13 protein-coding genes are annotated in these 18,302 nt (G+C 69.3%); 2 read left to right on the plus strand and 11 right to left on the minus strand.

Translation table 11 applies throughout. The features are described 5' to 3' along the window. From ABD073_RS10595 to ABD073_RS10645, 11 genes are all read right to left on the minus strand, one after another. On the minus strand, positions 1 to 1,185 hold the full coding sequence (locus ABD073_RS10595; RefSeq protein WP_343874420.1) for a CaiB/BaiF CoA transferase family protein: 1,185 nt from the start codon (positions 1,183 to 1,185) through the stop codon (positions 1 to 3). Continuing rightward, positions 1,182 to 1,991, minus strand: coding sequence for an SDR family oxidoreductase (locus tag ABD073_RS10600; RefSeq protein WP_343874421.1), 810 nt, complete (start codon positions 1,989 to 1,991; stop codon positions 1,182 to 1,184). Before ABD073_RS10600 ends, ABD073_RS10595 begins: the two co-directional genes overlap by 4 nt. Before the next feature lie 74 nt (positions 1,992 to 2,065). Next, on the minus strand, positions 2,066 to 4,087 hold the full coding sequence (locus ABD073_RS10605) for a hydantoinase B/oxoprolinase family protein (RefSeq protein WP_343874422.1): 2,022 nt from the start codon (positions 4,085 to 4,087) through the stop codon (positions 2,066 to 2,068). Next, positions 4,084 to 6,195 (minus strand): hydantoinase/oxoprolinase family protein, encoded by a 2,112-nt coding sequence (locus ABD073_RS10610; protein ID WP_343874424.1) that lies wholly within the window; start codon positions 6,193 to 6,195, stop codon positions 4,084 to 4,086. The genes ABD073_RS10605 and ABD073_RS10610 overlap by 4 nt, the downstream gene beginning before the upstream one ends. Positions 6,196 to 6,339: 144 nt before the next feature. Next, positions 6,340 to 7,248, minus strand: a complete 909-nt coding sequence (locus tag ABD073_RS10615) for a carbon-nitrogen hydrolase family protein (RefSeq protein ID WP_343874426.1) — start codon at positions 7,246 to 7,248, stop codon at positions 6,340 to 6,342. After that, positions 7,248 to 7,907: an SRPBCC family protein gene (locus ABD073_RS10620; protein ID WP_343874428.1), complete on the minus strand. Its 660-nt coding sequence runs from the start codon at positions 7,905 to 7,907 to the stop codon at positions 7,248 to 7,250. The genes ABD073_RS10615 and ABD073_RS10620 overlap by 1 nt, the downstream gene beginning before the upstream one ends. Before the next feature lie 2 nt (positions 7,908 to 7,909). Next, positions 7,910 to 10,462 (minus strand): aerobic carbon-monoxide dehydrogenase large subunit, encoded by a 2,553-nt coding sequence (cutA, locus tag ABD073_RS10625; protein ID WP_343874429.1) that lies wholly within the window; start codon positions 10,460 to 10,462, stop codon positions 7,910 to 7,912. Then, on the minus strand, positions 10,459 to 11,034 hold the full coding sequence (locus tag ABD073_RS10630) for a (2Fe-2S)-binding protein (protein WP_343874430.1): 576 nt from the start codon (positions 11,032 to 11,034) through the stop codon (positions 10,459 to 10,461). The genes cutA and ABD073_RS10630 overlap by 4 nt, the downstream gene beginning before the upstream one ends. Beyond that, positions 11,031 to 11,912 carry an FAD binding domain-containing protein gene (locus ABD073_RS10635; RefSeq protein WP_343874432.1) on the minus strand — a complete coding sequence of 294 codons (882 nt, stop codon included), beginning with the start codon at positions 11,910 to 11,912 and terminating at the stop codon, positions 11,031 to 11,033. Before ABD073_RS10635 ends, ABD073_RS10630 begins: the two co-directional genes overlap by 4 nt. A 29-nt stretch (positions 11,913 to 11,941) precedes the next feature. Further along, positions 11,942 to 13,405 (minus strand): uracil-xanthine permease family protein, encoded by a 1,464-nt coding sequence (locus ABD073_RS10640; RefSeq protein WP_343874434.1) that lies wholly within the window; start codon positions 13,403 to 13,405, stop codon positions 11,942 to 11,944. A gap of 123 nt (positions 13,406 to 13,528) precedes the next feature. After that, a complete protein-coding gene (locus ABD073_RS10645) occupies positions 13,529 to 15,268 on the minus strand; it encodes a PucR family transcriptional regulator (RefSeq protein ID WP_343874435.1) in 1,740 nt (579 codons plus the stop codon). Positions 15,269 to 15,393: 125 nt separating this feature from the next. Between ABD073_RS10645 and ABD073_RS10650 the strand changes: the two genes are divergently transcribed. Together ABD073_RS10650 and ABD073_RS10655 are read left to right on the plus strand one after the other, a co-directional pair. Beyond that, the gene (locus ABD073_RS10650) at positions 15,394 to 16,890 is read left to right on the plus strand and encodes an AllF/FdrA family protein (protein WP_343874438.1); all 1,497 of its coding nucleotides are present in this window, start codon (positions 15,394 to 15,396) and stop codon (positions 16,888 to 16,890) included. Next, positions 16,887 to 18,299: a YlbE family protein gene (locus ABD073_RS10655; protein ID WP_343874439.1), complete on the plus strand. Its 1,413-nt coding sequence runs from the start codon at positions 16,887 to 16,889 to the stop codon at positions 18,297 to 18,299. The genes ABD073_RS10650 and ABD073_RS10655 overlap by 4 nt, the downstream gene beginning before the upstream one ends. The last annotated feature ends 3 nt before the right edge of the window (positions 18,300 to 18,302 follow it).

The following is an 18,302-nucleotide window of genomic DNA, read 5'->3' on the forward strand; positions in this document are numbered from 1 at the left end:
TCACTGCCCTTCCATCTCGTCGAGCCATGCCCGGACGGTGTCGTTGTGTTGCCCCAGCGCCGGCGGGGCGGTGTGGGTCATCCGCCCCCCGGCGTGGGCGTTGTTGTCGAAGCGGACCGGGGGGCCGGCCAGTTCAATGGCCCCGAGCTCGGGATGGGCGACCTCGATCACCAGACCTTGGGAGCGGGTCTGTTCCCAGGAGTAGACCTCGTCGATGGTGCGGACCTTCCCGGCTGCGATCCCGGCGTCTTCGAGCTGTACGAGCAGATCGAGTGCGGGAATGCGGGAGCAGGCGGCGTTGACCGTGTCGATGACCAGGTCCCGGTTCTGGACCCGCTCGAGGTTGGTCGCCATGCCGTCGGCGGCCGGGTCGATCCCCAGCAGGCCGCACAACCGGCGCCACTGGTCTTGGGAACCGCACGCGATCTGCACCGGCCCGTCGGCGGCCTGGAACAGGCCGTAGGGGGCGATGGAGGGATGGTGGTTCCCAGCGCCGCGACGCACGACCCCACCGACCAGCCAGTCGGCGCCCTGGAAGGCATGGATGCCGACCAGCGCGGACAGCAGGGAGGCCCGCACGACGCGGCCGCGGCCGGTGCGCTCCCGCTCGTACAAGGCGGTGACCGCGCCGAAGGCTCCGTACATGCCGGCAGACAGGTCACCGATGGGGGTTCCCACCTTGGTGGGTGCGTCGGCGTCGGGGCCAGTGATGGACATGATCCCGGCCTCGCCCTGACCGATCTGGTCGTAGCCGCGGCGCAGCCCTTCGGGTCCGTCGTGGCCGAAGCCGGTCAGGGACAGCACTACCAGGCGGGGGTTGGCCTCGTGGAGGGTGTCGGTGGACAGTCCGGCCCCGTCGAGCCATCCGGGGCGGAAGTTCTCGATGAGCACGTCGGCGTGACGGACCAGCCGCAGCAACAGCTGCTTGTCCTCGGCGTTGCCCAGGTCGAGCTCGAGGGATTCCTTGTTGCGGTTGCAGGACAGGTAGTAGGTGGAGATGTCCTGGTTGGGGCCGACGAACGGCGGGCCCCAGGAGCGGGTGTCGTCGCCGCGGCCCGGCATTTCGACCTTGATGACGCGGGCACCCATGTCGGCGAGCATCATGGCGGCGTGGGGGCCGGCGAGGGCACGGCTGAGGTCGAGGACGACGACGCCCTCGAGAGGCATGGATGTTTCGTCGGTCACGGGGTGTCCTTCTGTGGTGAGTCGGTGAGGGCTTGCGCCCATGTCCGCGGCGCCCTGCCCAGCAGCTGGGTCACGGTGCCCGGATGTCCGGAGAAGCCGTGGCGGTCGTAGTAGGCGAACATGGCCCGCAGCTCCGGGGAGGCGTGGGGTGGGACGGGAACCTGTCGCGCCGTGATGGGGCGGTCGAGGACGTGGCTGGCGGTGGTGGCGAGGTCGTGGACCGTGTGGCGTTCGGGTCCGGCGAGCTCGCAGGTGGCGTGGCTGAGGTCGTTGCTGGTCAGTGCCTGGACGGCGACCTGCGCCACGTCGTGGAGGTCGACATTGGTGAAGGTGCGGGTGGGGTCGTAGGGGACCTCGAGGTGGTGTGCGCTGATGTGACGCAGCAGGTTCTGGTGGTAGGCGGCCGGTTGGAGGATGGTCCAGTCGAGCCCGCTGCGGCGCACGTGGTCCTCCGCGGTGGCCTTGCGCAGGTGGTGGGGCATCGCCTCGCAATGCGGGTGCATCACCGAGTGGTACACGACGCGACCCACCCCGTGCCGGGAGGCGGCGCACAGGACGTGGTCGACCCACTCCACCTCTTGGGCGAACAGGTTCGGCGCCATCAGATAGACCGCCGCCGCCCCGTCGAGGGCTGGGTCGAGTCCCGCTCCGGTGAGCGGGTCCACGACGAACAGTTCCTCATCTGCTGCGGGAGTTCTGCTGAGAGGGCGTACCGACACGTGGTGACGCGCCAGAAGAGCTCTGACCGTCTGGCCGGTCTGCCCGGTGGCGCCGGTGACCACGACAGGGGCGGCGGATTCGCTCATGGACTCTCCCGAGGATGCTCAGATGGGTGGTGCACCGAGCTCTGGTTGATCGGTGCACCACCGCGCGCCACCTGTTACAGCCAGTCGCAGGCGGGTGCGCCCTGGTTGTTGGGGTCGAGCTTCGCGAAGCCGGGGCCCCGGTCGAAGAACGCCTCCCCGCCGGTGCGGTCCGCGCGCATCTGGTCACGCAGTGCCTGCGAGGCGGCCTCGTCGATGACCGGTTCCTCCTTGGTGCCGCTGGCCACGATGCCGTAATCGCGGCGCGCGCCCTCGAAAGACACCTTCCCCCACGACAGGTCCCGCAGCACCTCGTCGATGGGACGCTCCAGGGGGTCTCCCCAGCCGCCGCCGCCGGTGGTGCGGATCCGCACCACTTCACCGGCCTTGATGGTCTCGGCGTCGGCGAGCGCGTCGATCTCGCGCTCGTTGGGACCGCCGGGATCGATGGTGACCTGGAAGGGGGTTCCGGCCTTGCCGCCCTTGACACCCCAGCACGCCAGGATCGAGCGGTCGGCGATGGACATGAAGTGCGCGTCCTTCAGCATGCGGATGTGCTTCTCGTAGCCCAGTCCGCCGCGGTAGCGGCCCGCGCCGCCGGAGTCCATGGCCAGGCCGAGGCGCTCCACCAGGAACGGGAAGCGGCCCTCGGTGAACTCGGTCGGCAGGTTCCGCGAGTCGGGGACGACGTGGATGGTGTCCTCCCCGTCGGCGTAGTAGCGGCCACCCGACCCGCCGCCGAGCACCTCACGCATCAGGTAGTCGTTGCCGTCGCGGTCCTTGCCGTAGACCCCGGTGTAGCGGATGGTCTCCTGGTCGGCGGGCATGCGCCCGTCGACGGCCTTGGCGACCACACCGGACAGCACACCGAGCAGGCGCAGGATCACGAAGGTGCGCGCGTTGGTGGGGCCGGGGTAGATCGGGGTGAGCAGCGTGCCCTTCTCCGGGAACCGCATTTCGATGAGGGGGACGATCCCCTCGTTCACGTCGAGCTCCGCCATGCGCTCCGGGGTGTCGGCCAGGTTGCGCAGGATGGGCGCCAGCCACTTCTTGAGGAAGTTGCCGCCCACGTAGTCGCCGCAATGGTTGATCGGACCCGCAGCCTGGGCCGCGGTACCGGTGAAGTCGAGGATCAACTTCGGGCCGTTGCCCGGCCCCCCGGTGGAGGTCTTGGTCAAGGTGATGCGCTGGGTGTGCAGCTGCGGCTCGCTGACGCCGTCGTGCTCGGCGTAGTCCTCCCACACGTACTGCCCGTCGGGGATCTTGGCGAGGATCTCGCGGCGGTAGATCTCGGTCGTGTTGTCCAGGATCGTGTCGAAGGCTGCCTCGACGGTGTCGTGTCCGTAGCGGGCGAACAGTTCTGCCAGGCGGCGGGCGCCCATGAGGCAGGCGGAGCACTCCGCGTCCAGGTCAGCGGCCAGCGAGTCAGGCATGCGGGAGTTGCGGGTCATGATCCGCAGCGCGGCCCGGTTCGGTTCCCCGGCGTCCCACAGCTTGATGGGGGGCACCGACAGGCCCTCCTCGTGGACGCTGGTGGCTCCCGAGGGCATGGATCCGGGGCAGGCGCCGCCGATGTCGTCGTGGTGGCCGAAGGCCTGCACGAAGCAGACGACCTTGCCCTCGTGGAAGACGGGGACCGTGACGCACAGGTCGGGGAGGTGGCCGATGCCGCCCTCGGACTCGTAGACGTCGTTGTGGAAGAACACGTCGCCTTCACGCATCGTCTCGAGGGGGAAGTCCCTCACGATGGGGTGCACCAGGGCGGAGTAGGAACGGCCGGTCAGCTTGCGGAGCTGGCGGTCGTGGATGCCGGCGCGGAAGTCGTGGGCGTCACGGATCATCGGGGAGCGCGAGGTGCGGGCGATGGCGGTCTCGACCTCCATCTCGACGCTGGCAAGGGTTCCCTGGACGATCTCGACGACGATCGGGTCGACGTGGGTGCCCTCCGGAGTCAGCCTGTTGCCGTGCTCGTAGGAGGTGGGCAGGCCGGCGGGATTGATGGGCTTGGCTGCGATGTAGGCCTCGAGGGCCTCGCCCTGCAGGGGGGTCATCGACAGCATCGAGCCCGAGTCCTGTGCAGTCGTGGTGGTCTGGCTCACTTCGAACCCTCCTTCTTGATGATGAGATTTCCGTGGTCATCGACCCGCAGGGTGAAGCCCGGATGGAGTGGCACGGTCGAGCCGAACTCCTCGATGATCGCGGGGCCGGTGATCTGGTCCCCGGAGCGCAGGTCGGCGCGCCAGTAGACAGGGGTCGCGACCCGTCCTTCATCCGCGTCGAAGGACACATCGCGGGTGCTGCGGAGCGCCCGTTCCTCCAGCGGTGCGGCGCCGTCGGCGCTCTCGATCGGCTTGAGCTCGGGCCGGGTGATGGGGCCGATGCCGGAGACACGCAGGTTGACCCACTCGACCTGCTGGGACTCGTCCCCGCGGAAGTCGTAGCCGTACAGGGAGCGGTGCTCGGCGTGGAACGTCTCGGCGGCCTGGTCAGCCCACTCCTGGGTGATCTCCCCCTCCGGGGTGTTGACCCGCACCTCGAAGGCCTGGCCGAGGTAGCGCATGTCGACGGTGCGCTGGAAGCGGTGCGCCTCGGCGGGGAATCCTTCTCCGGTGAGCGCCTCGGCGGCGCTCTGCTTCAGGTCGTCGAAGATGCCTGCCACGGCCTCGAGGTTGAGGCCGTTGTGGCGGGCCACGTGGGTCTGGACGTAGTCGTTCTTCACGTCGACGGTGAGCAGTCCGAAGGCGGACACGTTGCCCGGGTTCTGCGGGACGACGACGCCGGCCAGGTCGAGGATGTCGACCAGACGACAGGCCAGCAGGGATCCGGATCCGCCGAAGGTGGCCAGCATGAAGTCGCGGACGTCCAGGCCGCGCTTGACCGAGATCTGCCGCAGGGCGTTGGCCTGGTTCCAGGCCGAGATCTCAAGGATGCCGATGGCACACTGCTCTGGGCTGAGGTTGAGTCGCTGGGCCAGGTCCTCGATGCCGCGGCGGGCGGCGTCGGCGTCGAGGGGAATCTCGCCGCCGAGCAGGTGCGCGGGGATGCGGCCGAGCATGACGTGGGCGTCGGTGATGGTGGGCTGCTGGCCACCCTTGCCGTAGCACAGGGGGCCCGGGTCGGCACCGGCGGAGTGGGGGCCGACCTTCAGCTGCCCCTCCGGGGTGGTCCACGCGATCGACCCGCCGCCCGCGCCGACGGTGACAACGTCGATCATGGGGATCTTGGAGGGGTATGCGCCGACGGACCCTTCGGTGGTGAGGGCCGGTTCACCGTTCATGACGACGGTCACGTCAGTGGATGTGCCGCCGCCGTCGCAGGTGAGGACCTTGTCGAAGCCGGCCTTCTGGGCGATGAGGCCCGCGCCCAGCGCGCCGGCGGCGGGGCCGGACAAGACGGTGGTGATGGGCTGGTTGACGACCTCATCGGCCGACAGGACACCGCCGTTGGACTTCATGATGTAGAACGGGATCCGGTCCCGGTCGCTGGTGCCGACGCCGGTGAACGCGTCGAGGCGTTCGTGGATGTTGGTGACGTAGCGCGACACCTTCGGCTTCACCGCGGCGTCGACCAGCGTGGTCATGGACCGCTCGTACTCGCGGTACTCGCGCAGCACCTCGCTGCTGAGGGAGACCACCGCGTCGGGGTGTTCCTCGCGCAGGATCTGGCGCATGCGCTGCTCGTGGTCGGGGTTGGCGTAGGCGTGCAGGAAGTTGACGCCGATGGTCATGATGCCCTTCTCGGCGAACCAGCGGGCCGTGGCGCGGGCGCCGTCCTCGTCGAAGGGGCGCACCTCCTTGCCCTCGAAGTCGAGTCGACCGCCGACGGTCTTGACCAGGTGCGCGGGCACGATGCGGTCGGGCTTGACCCAGAAGTAGGAGTTGCCGTAGCCATCGGGCACGGCCTGGCGGGCGATCTCGAGGACGAACTCGTAGCCCTCGGTGGTGATGAAGCCGAGCTCGTCGACCTTGCCCTCGAGGAGCTGGTTGGTGGCAACCGTGGTGCCGTGGCACACGGCGGTCACGTCCTCACCGGTTGCGCCCAGGATCTCCAGGACCCTTTCGACGCCGGCGATGAAGCCGTCGGCGGGGTTGCTGGGGGTCGACGGCGTCTTCGTCGTCGTGAGCGTGCCGGATTCTTCATCGAAGGCGACGACGTCTGTGAACGTGCCGCCAGTGTCGATGCCGATCCGAATGCTTCGAGTGGCCATGGGCGTCCTTTTCGGTTGGGGCTTAGGGATGATTCAATCCGCCCACCCGGCCCCCATCCTCGGCAACATGTGCCAAAGAAAGGGGCGGGCGCTGGCAGGGTGCGCCATGGTTGGCGCGTGGGGTGCCGCCCCCCGACGAGGCGGCTATGCCCCGTGGGGGAAGGTTGTCGCCGCGGGGGCGATCAACGTATCGCTGTGGCGGGCGATGAGGGTGAGGTTGCGGTCGCGGAGGTGATCGAACCCCTGGGCGATGTTGCTGCCCGGTGTGAGGCTGGCGAGGGCCTGGTCGGGTTCGAGGCGGGCACTCACCCAACCCTCATGGGAGGCGGCCTTGGCCAGCGTGTGCGCGATCGGGGTGATGATGTGGGAGTTGCCGAAGTAGTGGACCCCGGCCGCGTCAGTGCCGGTCGCATTCGCCCCGATGACATAGACGTGGTTGTCGTAGGCCCGGGCCCGGCTGGTCAGCTCCCAGATGTCGGCGCTGCGCAGCAGCGCCGAGGGCCGGCAGATGACCTCGGCGCCCAGGACGGCCTGGATGCGGGACAGTTCCGGGTAATCACCGTCGAAGCAGATGATCATCCCCAGCCTGCCCAGGTCGGTGTCGACCACACACACATCGTTGCCGGGGGTCACCCATCCCGCGTCGCAAGTGACGACGGATTCGGAGATGAACGGGTGGGTCTTGTCGTAGACCCCGCCGATTGACCCGTCGGGCAGCACCAGCACGGCGCTGTTGAACACTTCACCGCGGGTGTCGCCTCGCCGGTAGCTGCCGAAGCACAGGTGGATCCCCAGGTCCTGGGCGAGGCGCTGGTAGGGCTCGGCGATGGGGCCCGGGATCTCGCTGACCACGTCCCACAGCTCGGCTGCGGCGCAGCCGGGGGTGAAACCGGTGGTCACCGACTCGGGCAGCACCACCAGCTCCGCCCCGGTGGCCTCGACACACCGTTCGACCCACGCACGGGCGTTGTCCGCGTTCGCGGTCACCGTCGCGGCGGTGAGGGGTCCCGGGGCGGGGGCGAGTTGGACGGCCGCGGCGGCGAACGCGCGCATCAGCGGCGACCGGCGAGTAGCCCGATCCCGACACCGGCCAGCGCGATCAACGCCCCAAACGCGGCGGCGCGCAGATCCTCACCCTGCCCGCGGACGGCGACCGGCGCCAGATGCGCCGAGGCGACCGCGCCCGCCGGGTCGAGACGCGGCTCCCCCACCAGCGGCGCAGCCGCCGTCGCGGGGGCGGTGTCCGGGGTTTCGGGGGCGCGTCCGATGCCGCCGGCGGCGATGTCCGCATCGATCGCGGCGAAGAACTGGGTGGCCATCTTGCGGGCGACACCCTGGAGCATGCGCTGCCCCACCCCGCCGACGGCGCCACCGACGGAGGCGTCGGCGACCCATTCGATGTCGCTTCCCCCGTCCGTGGCCTCGGCCATCTTCACGCGGACGTCCGCGGAGATGGTGCCCGGGCCGCCCGCGCCGGAGGCACGCAGCAGGAACGACTCCTGCTCCACCTGCTCAGTGAGGGCCACCTGGCCGGTGTAGGTGCCCTTGATGGAGGCCACGCCGGCGCTGATGGTTGCCTTGTACGCGTCGACGCCGGTGGCCTCAAGCGACTGCAGGCCGGGGATGGTGCGGGACAGCACGCCGGGGTCGTGGAAGGCCTGCCAGGCCACGTCGACGGGTGCATCCATGTGGGCGGTTCCGGTGATCTGCATTCTCACTCCTCCTTCTTGGGCGCCTCGGAGCGGAGCTCTTCGGCGGTCTGGGTGCCGATGATCACGGCGTCGTAGGTCTGGGGTGTTTCCGCCTTGTCGGGAAGGGGAACCCCGGTGCGGTCGGTGGGGGCCTCGGACGGGTCGGCGGCGGGTCTTCCGCGCTTGAGGGAGGGCAGTTCCCCACGGGCGTGGCGGCGGCGCAGCTCCCATAGCTCGTGGGGTGAGATCGGCATCCGGGTGATGGGGAAGCCTTCGGCGTCCTCGATGGCGCTGGCGATGACGGCCGAAGCGGGGATGGTGCCGGCCTCCCCGGCGCCCTTGATGCCCAGCGGGTTGGAGGGGCTGGGGGTTTCGAGGTGGTCGGTCTCGACGTGGGGCACTTCGGTGGCGAAGGGCATGAGGAAGTCCATGAACGACGCGTTGAGTAGCTGCCCGGAGTCGTCGTAGACCATCCGCTCGTAGAGCGCTCCCCCGACGCCCTGGGCCACTCCTCCGTGGACCTGGCCCTCGACGATGAGCGGGTTGATCATGCGGCCGCAGTCGTGGATGACGCAGTAGCGCAGGATCTTGATATCGGCCGTCTCGGGGTCGGTCTCGACGATGGCGGCGTGCATGCCGTTGGCGAAGGTGGCGCCGGTGGGCGAATAGTAGTCCTTGCCCTCGAGGCCGGGTTCCTCCCCGTCGGGGACCGGCGGCTTGGACAGGTCTTGGACCGGGGAGAACTGGGTGGCTGCGCGGGCAGTCTCGTCGAAGGCGTAGCGCAGCGGGTTGGACAGTACCGAGATCATGCCCAGCGACATCTTGTTCTCGGGGTCACCCTTGATGCGGATGAACCCATCGACGATCTCGAGGTCTTCGGGGTCGGCCTCCAGGGACTGGCTGGCGATGCGCAGTGCCTTCTCCTTGACCTTCTTCGCGGCCAGGTGCACGGCCGAGCCGCTGGTGACCGCGGCGCGGGAAGCGAAGGTTCCCACGGAGTAGCCGAAGCGGCGGGTGTCGCCCGTGGTGACGTGGACGTCCTCGAGGGGGACGCCGAGCTCGTCTGCGACGATCTGGGCGAAGGAGGTCTGGTGGCCCTGGCCCTGGGTGGTGACGCCGGTGGCGACGTTGACCCTGCCGCTGGTCTCGACCTGGATGTGGCCACCTTCGTAAGGGCCGATGCCGGTGCCTTCGACGTAGCATCCGATGCCCAGTCCGACGGTGCGGCCTTCGGCGCGGGCCTGTTCGCGGTAGTTCTCGAAGTCGTCCCAGCCGACGAGGGCCTTGAGCTTGTCGAGGCTGGCGGGGAAGTTGCCGGAGTCGTAGATGGTGGGCCGCCCGTCCTGGAAGATCAGACCCACGTCCCAGGGCATCTCCTCGGGCTGGATGAAGTTGCGGGACCGCACCTCGGCGCGGTCGAGGCCGAGTTCGTCGGCGATGGCGTCCATCGAACGTTCCATGATGAACACGCCCTGGGGGCGTCCCGCTCCCCGGTAGGGGGTGACGATGACGGTGTTGGTGTAGAGGGAGAAGTACTCGACCCGGTAGTTGGGCAGCTTGTAGGGCCCGACCAGCTGCACCGAGGTGTTCAGCGGGACGATGACGCCGTAGGGCAGGTAGGCGCCGTGATCGTGCCAGAAGGTGACGTCGAGGCCGAGGACGTGGCCCTGGTCGTCGAACCCGACCCGCGCCTTCTGGATCTGTCCGCGTTCGTGGGCCGACGAGATGAAGTGTTCGCGGCGGTCCTCAATCCACTTCACCTCGGTGTTGAGGCGCAGGGCGGCGGCGGCCACGCACAGCTCTTCTGGCCACGGGTGGTTGATCTTGACGCCGAACCCTCCGCCCACGTCGGGGGTGATGACGTCGACCTTGGACAGGGGCAACTCGAGCTTGGCGGCCAGTGCCGCACGCAGGCCGGTGGCGGTCTGCGTGGAGGAGTGGACCCGCAGCTTCTGGTCGGACTCGTCCCACCTGGCGAGGACGGCCTTGCCCTCCATCGGCATGCAGGCGGATCGTTCGAAGTTCAGGTCGAGTTCGAGGACGTGGGGCGCGTCCTCGATGGCGGCGGGAGCGTCACCGACGCTCTGGACGAGGTGGGCGCCAATGTTGCCCGGTGCGGTGTCGTGGACGAGTCGGGTCGCCTCGCGTGCCTGTTCGAGCCCGATGACGGGGGGCAGCACGTCGTAGTCGACGAGGATGCGTTGGCAGGCGTCCTCGGCCACGTACCGGTCGGTGGCGACCACCATGGCGATGGCCTCGCCGACGTGGTTGACCTCCCCGTTGGCGAGGGCGTGCGCCGTGACGGGGTTCTCGATGGAGGGGTGCGGCAACAACATGGGCAGCGGTTCACCGCTGGCTCCGTGGAGGTCGTCGTGGGTCCACACCGCGATCACCCCCTCGACGTGGAGGGCGTCGTCGACGTGGATCTCGCGGATGCGGGCGTGGGCGTGGGGTGAGCGGACGAACGCGGCGTGCAGCGCCCCGGGGCCGAGGTCGTCGGTGTAGCGGCCGTTGCCGCTGACCAGGCGCGGGTCTTCACGTCGCTGGACGGAGGCGCCCATCAACTTGCCGCTCATCGGGGCTGCTCCTGTTCGGTCTCAGCGCCGGGGTTGGCCTGGCGGGGGCCGCGTTCCTTCTTGATGCAGGCGGCCCGCATGACGCTTCTCTGGATGTTCTGGTAGCCGGTGCAGCGGCACAGGTTGCCGGAGATCGCCTCGCGGGCCTGCTCCTCGGTGGGGTCGGGGTGCTCGTCGAGGAAGGCGGTGATGGTGGTGACGAAACCGGGGGTGCAGAAGCCGCACTGCAGGCCGTGGCACTCGACGAATGCCTGCTGGACGGGGCCGAGGTCGTCGGGGCCGTTGCCGCACCCCTCGACCGTGGTGATGTCCTGGCCAGCGACCCCGACGGCGAACAGCAGACAGGAGCGAACCGGGCGGCCGTCGAGCAGGACGGTGCAGGCGCCGCAGACCCCGTGCTCGCAGCCGACGTGGGTGCCGGTGAGTCCGAGGTCGTGGCGCAGGGCGTCGGACAGGAGCCGGCGGGCGGGCACGGTCATGGTGCGGGGCACGCCGTTGACGGTGAGGCGCACCTCGTGGATGTCTTCGGTGTGGGTCTCGATATCAAAGGAGGGGTGTTCGGAGACGCTCATCGATGGGCTCCTTCAGGGGTGTGGGCAAGGGCTGTGGTCAAGACCCGGCGGGTGAGGATGCTGGCCACCTCGCGGCGGTACTCGGCGCTGGCGTGGATGTCGTCGACGGGGTCGACGTGCTCGGCGACGGCCTGGGCGAGCTGGGCGGCGGTCTGCTCGTCGGGTGCGATCGCGGGGTGGCCGGTGAGCATGCCGGACAGGTCGAGGACGTCGGGGGCGTCGGTCACCGAGACGAAGGAGGCGCGGGCGGCGGTGATGGTGTCGTCCTCCACGGTGACGGCCACCGCGACGCCCACGACGGCGTAGTCGCCGCTGCGGCGAGCCAGTTCGTCGTAGGCGGTGCGAGTGCCGGGGGCGAACCGGGCGAAGGTGGCGTGGGTGACAAGCTCGTCATGTTCGAGGGTGGACTCCATCGGACCGACGAAGAAGTCAGCGGCCTTGATGGTCCGCTCACCGCGTACCGAGCGGGCGGTGAGGGTGCCGTCGCACAGGGCCAGGATGGCCGGCATTTCTCCCGAGGGGTCGGCGTGGGCGATGGATCCGACGGTGGTGCCCCGGTTGCGGATGGCGGGATGGGCGACTCTGCTGACGGCCTGCCGCAGCAGCGGGATGGCTGCGTAGGCGCCGTCGTGGTGTTCCAGTTCGGCGTGGCGGACCAGGGCGCCGATGGTGACGCCCTGGTCGGTGACTGCCACCGTGTCGAGTCCCTCGACGTGGTTGATGTCGATGAGGTGCTGGGGGGATGCAAGGCGCATGTTGAGCACGGGCACGAAGCTCTGACCACCGGCCATGACCTTGGCCTCGGGCAGTTCCGCGAGCAGGGTGAGTGTCTCGTCGATGGTGCGTGGCGCGTGGTAGGTGAATGGTGCTGGCTTCACGATGTCCCTCCTAAGGGGGGGTTGGTGTGCTATCGGTCCAAATCGGCGCGGCGTCCCCGTTGGCCGTGGTCGTGTTCGAAGCCGATGTAGTCGAGGTCCTGGTCGCCGGGGCGGGCCACGAGGATGGCGGCGCCTCCGGCGTCGTCGGTGAAGCTAGCAGGGGCCACGAGGCGCGCCGCGTGGTACATCACGATCGTGACGATGGTGCCCAGGCTGATGCCGGCCAGGGAGAAGCCGCCGGGGAAGGTGAGGCTGGTGTTGCCGATGGCGATGACGATGCCGGCGGCGACGGGAACCAGGTTGAGCGGGTTGGAGAAGTCAACCCGGTTCTCCTTCCAGATCTTGGCGCCCAGCAGGCCGATCATGCCGTACAGGACGACGGTGATTCCGCCCAGGACACCGCCGGGGGTGGCCGACACGACGGCTCCGAACTTCGGGGAGAAGCCGAACAGGATGGCGGTGAGGGCCGCGACCATGTAGGTGGCCGTGGAATACACGCGGGTAGAGGCCATCACGCCGATGTTCTCGGCGTAGGTGGTGGTCGGCGAGCCGCCAAAAAAGGTGGCGATGGCGCTGCCGACACCGTCACCGGCGATGGCGTCCCCCATGCGCCCGTCGAGGTCGGCGCCGGTCATCTCCCCCACTGCCTTGACGTGACCGACGTTCTCCGCGATCAGGGCGATGATGGCGGGCAGGGCGAGCAGGACGAAGTGGAGCTTGATGTCGGGGAAGTGCCATCCGACGATACCGGCTGCGTTGTCGGTGTGGGGCGGGAAACCGATCCAGTCCGCGTTCTTCACTGCGGTCCAGTCGACGCGGTAGTGGGTGTCAACCTTGCCGGTGCCGGCGTTGTAGGAGGTGATCGGGCCCAGGGCCTTGTCAAAGATCCACGACAGGGCGTAGCCGAAGATGAGGCCCAGGAACACCGAGATGCGGCCGATGAATCCGCGCAGACCGACGCTCATGAGGATGACGGCGACCATGACCACGAACGCCGTCCACTGGTCCTGGGGCCAGTAGAGGGTGGCCACGACCGGGGCGAGGTTGAAACCTATGAGCATGACGACCGCGCCGGTCACCACCGGGGGCAGGATCTTGGTCAGGACCGCGGCGCCCATGAACCGCACGAACAACCCGGCGAGGATCAGGGCCAGAGCGGCGACGAAGATGGCGCCGGTGACCTGCTGGGGGGTGCCGCCGGAGGCCTTGATGTTGACGATGCCGCCGACGAAGGCCGCCGAGGTGCCCAGGTAGGAGGGGATCTGTCCGCGGACGATGAGCAGGAACACGATGGTGGCGATGCCACTCATCATGATCGCGAGCTGCGGGTTGAGGCCCATGATGATGGGGAACACGAACGTGGCCCCGAACATGGCCACCACGTGCTGGGCTCCCAGACCGATGGTCCTTCCCCAGCTCAGTCGTTCGTTTGGCGCGACCACATCGCCAGGCGCGAGCGTCTTGCCGTCTCCGTGAACTGTCCACAATGCCATGTCCGACACTCCTTACCCTGCCCCGCCATGGGGTTGGATGTGTGAACGCTAGACGTTAACGACACACCATCGATGTGGCTATCCCTGCCAGCAAAACGGGAGCGCCCTTGGCACAAGGTGCCATCAGCCGGGTGCGGTGGAGGAGTCCGCGTCGAGGCCCTTCATCTGGAGGACGTGGAGGGCGAGGGCGACCTGGAAGCGGCGGTGGGGGTCGGTGGTGATGGGGCCCAGGCGTTGTTCCAGCTTGGTGATGCGGTAGCGCAGGGTGTTGTAGTGGAAGTGCAGGAGTCGGGAGGCTTCGGCGACGTTCATGTTGTGTTCGAGCAGGACGCGGAGGGTTTCGCGGAGGTCTTCGGCGTCGGGGGTGTCGTCGGCGATGGTGCCGAGGGTTTCGTGGGCGAATTGGCGTAGTTCGGTGGGGTCGACCAGGGAGAGCAGGCGGAACACGCCGAGAGTGTCGAAGTGGGTGATGGACCCGATGCCCTGCATGCGTTTGCCGACGGCGGCGGCGCGGGTGGCTTCGGCGTAGGCGCGGGGCAGGTCGGTGGGGGTGGTGATGGTGCGGGAGATGCCGGTGGTGAAGGGGCGGCGGCCGCCGCCGCCTTCGCCGCGCACGGCTTTGGCGATGGTGGTGACGCGTCGGTGGATGTCTTCGGGGGTTCCGCCGGGAGTGGCGGCGATGATGACAACCACTTCGTGGGAGTAGCCGCCGACGGGTGCTGCGGGGTCGGTGGCGTGGACGGATCGTTCCCAGGCGCGGGCGAAGCGTTCTTGGAAGGATTGTTCGTCGGCGGCGCTGAGGGGGTGGCGGTCCTGCCATCCGACCTGGGCGACGATGACGTGGGCGGGTCGGTTGAGGTTCCATCCGAGGGCGGCGGCGTGCTGGATCACTTCGTGGTCGTCGCCGGCGCGGCCGGTGAGGGCGTCGCGGAGGAAGTCGGTGCGGTACTTGTTCTCGACGGCTGCGACGGCGGCTTCTTTGGTGAGGACGAGGGCTGCGGTGGCGGCGGCTTGTCCGATGACGTGGACGTCCCAGGTGTCGAGGCCGTCGCGGCGCAGGACGACGAGGCGTCCTTCGTGGCGGCCACGGACGAGGATGGGGACGCTGAGTCGGCTGAGGGGTCCGGGGACGACGACGCTGGCGGGTTCGGCTTCGACCTTGAACCGGCCGGAGCGGTCGAGGCAGGACAGGGCGGTGACTTCTGTCCAGTCGGTGCCGTCGCCGGTGGCGTGGGCGAGGATGCGGCCGTCCATGGAGGTGACGAAGGCGGCGTCGGCGACTTCGACGACCAGGTCGGAGCAGACGTCGGCCAGGGAGCCGCCGGAGACGACGAGGTCGATCAGGGCGGCGAGAATGCGTTCGCTACGGGCGAGGGCTTCGGCTCGTCGATCGAGGAACAGAGAGTGGGCCTGCCGCAGGATGACGTCGAAGCCGGTGCCGTCTCCGAGCAGGACCAGGGGCAGGTGGAGGGTGTCGGCGAGGTCGCGTGTGGCCTGGTCGGGTTCGGGGACGTAGCGGTGGGGTTTGAGGACCAGTCCGGTGAGTCCGGCGGCGGCCACCTTGGTGAGCAGGTCGGTGAGGTCGGCGCCGGCGTCGCGCAGGGGGTAGCCGGTGGTCAGCAGGACCTGTCCGGGACTGACCCATTCCCACACGTCGGGGACTTCCATGATGTTGACCCCGGAGACGGGCCGGTCCAGGCCGGTGGCTCCGCCGATGACGGTGCAGCTCTCGAGGGCGGGCAGGGTGAGGAGGTCGGCCATGCTGACGGCGGGGGCGCCGGCGATGTCCTCGCCGCCGAACAACACCTGCCCCTCCGTCAGTTCCTGCCCGAAAACGGGTGTCGCCTTGTCACTTTTGCCCATGACCTGAGGGTAACAGGCACTCTAGCCTCGCCTTAGAGGAAGCCCACATGCCTGGCACGCCTCACCACCAGCCAGTGTCGGGGTGGGGAGGGGCCGGGCGCCCACGCTCCGCGAGAGGACTATCCATGACCGACCACGTCGACGTACGCCACGGCGTGTACCACGACTCCGTCAGCTTGATGCAGGTCTCGCAGCAGGCCCGCCGCGCCCCCGGCGTCCAGGAGGCGCAGATCGGCATGGGCACGGAACTCAACATCGACCTGCTCGCCGGCGCCGGGTTCGCCATCCCCGCCGAGGCGGGTCCCAATGACCTGCTCATCGCGGTGCGCGCCGACAGTGACGAGGCCGTCACCGCCGGGATCGGCGTCATCGACGCCGCCCTGCGCGAGCTGCGCGACGCGGGACGCTCCAGCACCTCCTCCGACAGCGACGTCACTCCCCGCACGGTGGACACCGCCCTGGCCCGCGCCGGTGATGCGTCCCGGTTGTGCGTGATCTCGGTGCCGGGCGCCCACGCCACCGTCGAGACCCTCGCCGCGATCGCGCAGGGCCGTTCAGTGCTGCTGTTCTCCGACAACGTCACCGTCGAGGACGAGGTCATCCTCAAGGACGCCGCCGCCCGCCACGACGTGCTCGTGATGGGCCCCGACTGTGGCACGACCGTAGTCAACGGCATGGCGCTGGGTTTCGCGAACACCGTCCGCCGTGGTCCTGTCGGCATGATCGCAGCCTCGGGCACCGGAGCCCAGCAGGTCATGTGCCTGCTCGACATCGCCGGCGTGGGCATCAGCCACTGCCTCGGGCTGGGAGGCCGTGACCTCACTGCCGCCGTCGGGGGCCGCTCCGCCAACCAGGCCCTCGCCGCCCTCCAGTCCGACCCGGCCACCGAAACCATCATCGTCGTCTCCAAACCGGCCGACCCCCAGGTCGTCACCGACCTCGAGACGCTCGCCGACACCGGCACCACCCCCGTCCACTGGGCCACCCTGGGCCCGGGCCTGCCGGACCTCACCACCGCCGTCGAACAGGTCCTCACCTCCCGCGGCACACCGGTCCCGCAGTGGCCCAGCTGGATCACCCCAAGCACCGCCACCGCCCCCAGCCTGCGCGGCTACTTCTGCGGTGGCACCCTCGCCGACGAGACCCTCTTCCTCACCGAACCAGCCCTCGGGGCCGTCCGCTCCAACCTCACCACCGACCCCGAACGGCACATGTCGGCCACGGCCACCCCGAGCGGCCACACCATCATCGACTTCGGCGACGACGAGATGACCCGCGGCCGCCCCCACCCGATGATCGACCCCTCCGCGCGCCTCGAGCGCATCACCGCCGCCGGCACCGACCCCGACTGCGGCGTCCTGCTGCTCGACCTCATCCTCGGCCACGGAGCCCATCCCGACCCGGCCGCAGACCTCGCCGCCGCCATCCGCGAGGCCCGCGACGCCGCCACCACCGCCGGACGCACCCTGCCCGTCGTCGTCAGCCTCATCGGCACCGACGCCGACCCCCAGGGCCTGCGCGCATGCGCCGAGGCCCTCCACACAGCGGGCGCGTCCGTGTTCGTGTCGAACGCCCACGCCACCCGCCACGCCCTGGCCCTGCTCACTGGAGGCACCCGATGACCACCCCCCTCAGCGGACTTCTCACCGCCGACCCGTCCGTCGTCACCGCCGGCGCCGGCCTGTTCGGCGACGCCCTGCGCTCCCAGCAGGTGGAGGTGGTCGACGTGGACTGGCAGCCGCCGATTGCGGGGGTGGCCACGGCTGACCTGGTGCGGGTGATGGCCGATCCCCGCCGGGCCGAGGCGAATGCGTTGGCGGTGTCGCGGATGCATGCGGCCGGGGCGGAGCTGGTGCGCCTGATCCCCGCACGTGAAGCCCTGGGCCTTCAGAAGGGGCAGTTCCTGCATGCGGGGCCGCCGCTGACGTGGGATCGGGCATCGGGCCCCATGCGGGGCGCCCTGATCGGGGCGATGTTGTTCGAGGGCCTCGCCGCCACCCCGGAGGAGGCGGAGAAGGTCCTGGCCGCTGGCGGTGTGGAGCTGGCTCCGTGCCACCACCATGACGCGGTGGGGCCGATGGCCGGTGTGGTGTCGCCGTCGATGTGGATGTTCGAGCTGGTCGATCCGGCGCACGGGACGAAGGCCTACTGCTCCCTCAACGAGGGACTGGGCAAGGTGCTGCGTTACGGCGCCTACGACAACGAGGTGTTGACGCGGCTGCGTTGGATGGCCGAGATCCTGGGCCCGGTGCTGGCCGACGCGGTTCGCGACCACGGCCCGATCAACACCAAGGCGATCGTGGCGCAGATGTTGCAAATGGGCGACGAGGGACACAACCGCAACCGTTCCGCCACGCTGATGCTGCTGCGGGACCTGCTGCCCAGCTTGGTGGGCGGCACGGCGCCCCCCGCCGACCTGGCCGAGGTGTGCCGCTTCATCGGCGCCAATGACCACTTCGCGTTGAACATCGTCATGCCCACCTGCAAGCTGACCATGGCGGCGGCGAAGGACATTCCGGGCTCCAGCATCGTGGTCACGATGGCCCGCAACGGCACCGACTTCGGCATCCAGACCGCCGGCACCGGCGCGGAGTGGTTCACCGGCCCCGCGCAGGTTCCGGAGGGCCTGTTCCTCGGCAACTACGGCCCCGAGGACGCCAACCCCGACATCGGCGACTCCGCCATCACCGAAACCGCCGGCATCGGCGGGTTCGCCATGGCCACCTCGCCGGCCATCGTGAAGCTGGTCGGCGGGGACGTGCCGTTTGCGCTGCGGACGACGCGCACCATGTACGAGATCACCGCCTCGGAACACCCCATGTGGCAGGTCCCCGTCCTGGAGTTCCGCGGCGTGCCGTCGGGCATCGACGTCTGCCAGGTCGTGCGCACCGGCGTCCTGCCGCAGATCAACACTGGCATGGCGGGAGCTGTCGCAGGGACGGGCCAGGTGGGTGCGGGGCTCGTGTCACCCCCCATGGAGTGTTTCACCGGCGCCATCGCTGCCCTGGCCCGCGACGCAGTCAGCGCCTAGGCT

The organism is Luteococcus peritonei, assembly GCF_039526385.1.
In the GTDB taxonomy this organism is placed as follows: Bacteria; Actinomycetota; Actinomycetes; order Propionibacteriales; family Propionibacteriaceae; genus Luteococcus; species Luteococcus peritonei.

Excerpts from the sequence above, each read along its gene's own strand:
- cutA (WP_343874429.1), bottom strand. The coding sequence starts at position 10,462 with ATGAGCGGCAAGTTGATGGGCGCCTCCGTCCAGCGACGTGAAGACCCG.
- ABD073_RS10620 (WP_343874428.1), bottom strand. The coding sequence starts at position 7,907 with ATGCAGATCACCGGAACCGCCCACATGGATGCACCCGTCGACGTGGCC.
- ABD073_RS10600 (WP_343874421.1), bottom strand. The coding sequence starts at position 1,991 with ATGAGCGAATCCGCCGCCCCTGTCGTGGTCACCGGCGCCACCGGGCAG.
- ABD073_RS10645 (WP_343874435.1), bottom strand. The coding sequence starts at position 15,268 with ATGGGCAAAAGTGACAAGGCGACACCCGTTTTCGGGCAGGAACTGACG.
- ABD073_RS10655 (WP_343874439.1), top strand. The coding sequence starts at position 16,887 with ATGACCACCCCCCTCAGCGGACTTCTCACCGCCGACCCGTCCGTCGTC.
- ABD073_RS10650 (WP_343874438.1), top strand. The coding sequence starts at position 15,394 with ATGACCGACCACGTCGACGTACGCCACGGCGTGTACCACGACTCCGTC.
- ABD073_RS10615 (WP_343874426.1), bottom strand. The coding sequence starts at position 7,248 with ATGCGCGCGTTCGCCGCCGCGGCCGTCCAACTCGCCCCCGCCCCGGGA.
- ABD073_RS10640 (WP_343874434.1), bottom strand. The coding sequence starts at position 13,405 with ATGGCATTGTGGACAGTTCACGGAGACGGCAAGACGCTCGCGCCTGGC.
- ABD073_RS10610 (WP_343874424.1), bottom strand. The coding sequence starts at position 6,195 with ATGGCCACTCGAAGCATTCGGATCGGCATCGACACTGGCGGCACGTTC.
- ABD073_RS10630 (WP_343874430.1), bottom strand. The coding sequence starts at position 11,034 with ATGAGCGTCTCCGAACACCCCTCCTTTGATATCGAGACCCACACCGAA.